3 protein-coding genes are annotated in these 5,260 nt (G+C 59.7%); 2 read left to right on the top strand and 1 reads right to left on the bottom strand.

Features of this window, described 5'->3' with window-relative positions; genetic code table 11:
- Positions 1 to 1,564 (bottom strand): PAS domain-containing protein (locus WCA53_RS31885; RefSeq protein WP_423921136.1); only part of this gene is annotated, 1,564 nt, incomplete at its 3' end.
- 311 nt (positions 1,565 to 1,875) lie between these two features.
- Here WCA53_RS31885 and aceE point away from each other — a divergent pair.
- Entirely contained in the window at positions 1,876 to 4,575 is a 2,700-nt protein-coding gene (gene aceE, locus WCA53_RS31880; RefSeq protein WP_423921133.1) for a pyruvate dehydrogenase (acetyl-transferring), homodimeric type, read from the top strand.
- An 87-nt stretch (positions 4,576 to 4,662) separates the two neighbouring features.
- The coding region (locus WCA53_RS31875) for a biotin/lipoyl-containing protein (protein ID WP_423921128.1) at positions 4,663 to 5,260 on the top strand (598 nt) is incomplete at its 3' end.

Here is a 5,260-nt window from a genome sequence, read left to right as displayed (position 1 = left end):
GCGCCGTGGTGGGCAGGCCCGCATAAGTATCGACCATGTCGATCGTGTCGGATGAGGTTTGCGCCGTGTCGAAACCCGCGCCCGCGAGTTCCAGATGGCCGTCCGGGCGGATGCCGAACAAGTGCCGGTAATAGCGGTTCGCGAACAGGAGTTCGGCTTCGTCGGCGGCCAGCACGGAAACGGCCGCGTCCAGACTCTCCAGCACGGTCGTGAAACGTTCGTGAGCGGCGGCCAGGTCTTCGCGAGCGCGCTTGGGTTCGGTGATATCTGTCATCGACGACATCCAGCCCGTCTGCCGGCCGGAACTGTCAATGAGCGGCGATACATACAGCCGCGCGTGAAAGAACGATCCATCCTTGCGCCGAACGCGTAACTCGAAGCCGGAAGAGGGCGCCTTGCCGCGCAAGGTCATGTCGAGCTGGCGCTGCATTTCTGGATAGGCGTCTTTGGGCCAGTACGGAAACGGCGCGACTTTGGTCACCAGATCGCTTTCGTCCCAGCCGGTCATGCGGCAAAACGCGGGATTCACGTGGGTGATGCGGCCGTGCATGTCGAGCACGCGCATGCCGATCAGCACCGAATTCTCCATCGCCCGTCGAAAGAATGCCTCGGCGTATAGCGCTTGCTGTGCTTCGAAGCGTTGTCTCGTGTGCTTCCACAGGCTCCACAGACTCCACAGCACGAAACACGACAACCCGGCGACGAGCCAGACCAGCGTGTTATTCGTGAAGTTCGTGAGTTGCGGGTAGGAATAGACGCGTACCGATACCCCTTGTCCCGGCGGATCGAGCGGCAGGTCATAGAACATGTCGCGCGGCAGGCGCGGCCGGCTCGATGTGGTCGCGAGCTCGTGATTGTTGAGGTCGGTAATGGAAATCTTGTACTTCGCCGAGAGCTCGGCAGGGATGTCGTGCTTGAGAATCCCTTCTATCGAAAATACCGCCGCGATTGAGCCAAGGAATTCCCGATCGCGGAATATCGGCGTTTGCAACGTGATGTAGCCGTTGCCAAGGTCGTCGTAGAGCAGCGGCGAATAAACCTGGCGGCGCGAGCTTCGTGCTTCGTCGAACGAGGCCTGGATCGCGTCGTCCATCTGCGTGTCAGTGGGCTTGGCGAGGCGCGAGCCCAGCACCGGCATGGGCAGTTTGGTCTCCGGCCAGCGAGGTTTCCCTTTCGCCAGGTACCAGTTCATGTAAAGGATCTCGGGATGCCCTTGCATGATGTCGCCGGTGGCGACCTGGAACGACTGCGGATCAGCGTGCCCCGTCGCGATGTCGCGGGATACGGCCTGCAATTGCTCTTGCGCACCGGTCATGGAGAGCCGGATTTGCTGCTGCGCCCACGCAACATTCCTATATAGCGTGTCTTCCTGCTGTTGCTGCTCGCGGCGGTTGAGACTCCATAGGATCAGGCTCATTACGACCAGGAATACCAGGATCGAGATCAGCGGCGTCAGCAAATACGAATTGGACCACCACGGTCCGTGGTGCCAGCGGGTCGGCGTCGTGTCGCCGGGTTTTGCCGGAGAGCGCGCCGAGCGTGCGAAAAGACGTTCGGTCAACATGTGCCTGATTGTAACGCAGCGTTCGTTTCACAAATGGCGTAAAAAGGACGGGAAAAGGCTCGTGTGCGATCCGAAGGACAGTTATCGTGGCTTTGAAAGTCCTTGTCGCACGGTGCGTCGCAGCATTTTTCCGCATTATGAGATTCAGTCTCATGATTCGAAATATCGCTTGCACAATGGTTCTGAGGCTCTTTAGAATTGCCGCACGCGCGGTTGTCCGTAGCCGTTTTTCGCGAATGAGTTCGCGGTGACCTCATGGATCGCGTTGCCTCTTCATCTTCAAAGAGCGATCCACAAATCAGGAGACGAGCATGTCCGCTGTACCCGACGAAGTTCTGAAATATGTCGCCGACGCCAAGAACGACGACGATCCCCAGGAAACAGCCGAATGGCTTGAAGCGCTCGACGGCGTTCTTTCGGCCGTGGGTCCGGATCGTGCACACTACCTGATTGAAAAGCAGATCGAATTTGCCCGTGTGCACGGCGAGCACCTGCCGTTTTCGGCCAATACCCCGTATATCAACACCATTCCGGTCACCGCCCAGCTAAAGATTCCGGGCGACCAGGACATTGAACAAAGAATCCGCTCATATACGCGCTGGAACGCCATGGCAATGGTGCTGCGCGCGGGCAAGGAAACGAACGTCGGCGGCCATATCGCGTCGTTCGCATCTGCGGCAACCTTATATGACGTTGGCTTCAACCACTTCTGGCATGCGCCGTCCGCGGATCATGGTGGCGACCTCGTGTTCGTGCAGGGCCATTCGTCGCCGGGTGTGTACTCGCGCGCGTTCCTGCTCGGCCGCCTGAAGCAAAGCCAGCTCGATAATTTCCGTCAGGAAGTGGGCGGCGAAGGCATTTCGTCGTATCCGCATCCGTGGCTGATGCCGGATTTCTGGCAATTCCCGACCGTCTCGATGGGCCTCGGCCCGATCATGGCGATCTACCAGGCGCGCTTCATGAAGTACATGCACGCGCGCGGTATTGCAAAGACGACAGGCCGCAAGGTCTGGGCGTTTCTCGGCGACGGTGAAACCGACGAACCGGAATCGCTTGGCGCGATCGGCATGGCGGGCCGCGAACGGCTCGACAACCTCGTGTTCGTGATCAACTGCAATTTGCAGCGTCTCGACGGCCCGGTCCGTGGCAACGGCAAGATCATCCAGGAACTGGAAAGCGAATTCCGTGGCGCTGGCTGGAACGTGATCAAGGTGATCTGGGGCAGCCGCTGGGATTCGTTGTTTGCACGCGATAAAACAGGCGCGTTGATGCGCCGGATGATGGAAGTCGTCGACGGCGAATATCAGACATACAAGTCGGAGTCGGGCGCCTATGTGCGCGAGCATTTCTTCAATTCGCCGGAACTCCGGGCGATGGTGGCGGAATGGTCAGACGATGACATCTGGAACCTGAATCGCGGTGGTCACGATCCGCACAAGATCTACGCGGCTTACGCGGAAGCATCGAAGACCAAGGGCCAGCCAACCGTCATCCTCGCCAAGACCATCAAGGGTTACGGCATGGGCGAAGCGGGTCAGGCGATGAACATCACCCACCAGCAGAAGAAAATGCAGGTGGATCAGCTCAAGAAATTCCGGGACCAGTTCAAGCTGTCCATCCCCGACGACCAGCTCGCCGACGTGCCGTACCTCACGTTCGAGGAAGGCTCGAAGGAACTGGAATACATGCGCGCGCGTCGCCAGGAACTGGGCGGCTATCTGCCGGCTCGTCGGCAGAAGGCGGAATCGCTGCCCGTGCCGGATCTTGCCGTATTCGATCCGGTGCTCAAGGGCACGGGTCCGGGCCGCGAAATTTCGACGACCATGGCCTTCGTGCGGGTTCTCAATATCCTGCTAAAGGATAAGGCGCTCGGCAAACGCATCGTGCCGATCGTGCCGGATGAATCGCGTACGTTCGGGATGGAAGGCTTGTTCCGTCAGATTGGCATCTGGAATCAGGATGGCCAGAAGTACGTGCCGGAAGATTCCGACCAGTTGATGTTCTATCGCGAATCGGAAACCGGGCAGATCCTGCAGGAAGGCATCAACGAAGCCGGCGGGATGTGCGACTGGATTGCGGCGGCAACGTCGTACTCCACGCACAACGAGATCATGATCCCGTTCTACGTCTTCTATTCCATGTTCGGCTTCCAGCGGATCGGCGATCTGGCCTGGGCCGCGGGCGACATGCGTTCGCGCGGCTTCCTGCTTGGCGGGACCGCTGGACGCACGACGCTCAATGGCGAAGGTTTGCAGCACGAAGACGGGCATTCGCTGATGTGGGCCGCGTCCGTGCCCAATTGTGTGAGCTACGACCCGACGTTCGGTTATGAGCTCGCGGTGATCATGCAGGACGGGTTGCGCCGGATGGTGGCGGACCAGGAGGACGTGTATTACTACGTCACCGTGATGAACGAAAATTACGAGCACCCCGCGATTCCGGAGGTTCAAGGTGTTGCCTCCGACATCGTGAAGGGCATGTATTCGTTCAGCAAATCCGACGCCGCCGCATCCGTGCCGCGCGTTCAGCTCATGGGCGCGGGCACGATCTTCAACGAAGTGATTGCCGCCGCCGATCTGCTGAAGAACGACTGGAACGTCGCCGCCGATCTCTGGAGCGTACCGAGCTTTACCGAACTCGCGCGTGAAGGCCACCAAGTCGAACGCTGGAACCTCTTGCATCCGACTGAAGAACGCAAGGTCTCGCACGTGGGCAGGCTGTTGAAGGACGCGAAGGGTCCGGTGATCGCATCGACGGATTACGTGCGTGCGCTCGTCGACCAGATTCGCGGCCTCGTGCCAGGCAAGTTCGTTGTGCTTGGCACGGACGGCTACGGTCGTTCGGACACTCGCGAGAAGTTGCGTCATTTCTTTGAGGTCGACCGCTACTGGGTCACGGTCGCGGCGCTCAATGCGCTCGCGGACGAAGGTACGATCGACCGCAAGGTCGTCGCCGAGGCGATCAAGAAGTACGCTCTCGACCCCGCTAAACCCAACCCGATGACGGTTTAACGCATCGGCCCTCGAGTGTTGCGGCGCGAATCGCCCTTGGATCAAACCGGGGCGATTTTCGTGTCGCGACCCAGGAGACAAACAACAATGAGTCAAGCGATCGAAGTCAAGGTGCCGGACATCGGCGATTACAAGGATATTCCTGTGATCGAGGTGCTGGTGAAGGTGGGAGATACCGTCGAGAAAGAGCAGTCGCTGGTGACGCTCGAATCCGACAAGGCCACCATGGACGTGCCGAGTACGGAAGCCGGTATCGTCAAGGAAGTGAAGGTCAAGGTCGGCGACAACGTGTCGGAAGGCACGTTAATCGTGGTGCTGGAAGGCGGCGCGCAAGCGGCCCCACCTGCGGAAGCGCCCAAGGCGGCGGCTGCCAAGCCTGCTGAAGCCGCTGAAACGGCTGCGCTAGCGGCTTCGGGGGGAGGAACGTTCGAAGTGAAGGTGCCGGATATTGGCGACTTCAAGGACATTCCGGTCATCGAAATCAGCGTGAAGGTGGGCGATACGGTCGAGAAGGAGCAATCGCTCGTCACGCTCGAATCCGACAAGGCCACGATGGACGTGCCGTCTCCGGAAGCCGGGACGGTCAAGGAAATTCGCGTCAAGATCGGCGATAACGTCTCGGAAGGTTCGTTGATCGTGGTGCTGGAAGGCGGCGCATCGTCCGCACCTGCGGCTGCGCCGAAGC

The sequence above is a fragment of the Caballeronia sp. genome (assembly GCF_049581465.1).
GTDB lineage: Bacteria > Pseudomonadota > Gammaproteobacteria > Burkholderiales > Burkholderiaceae > Caballeronia.
The sequence above is the reverse complement of the archived record's forward strand: the minus strand, read 5'-3'. Positions and strand labels throughout refer to the sequence as shown.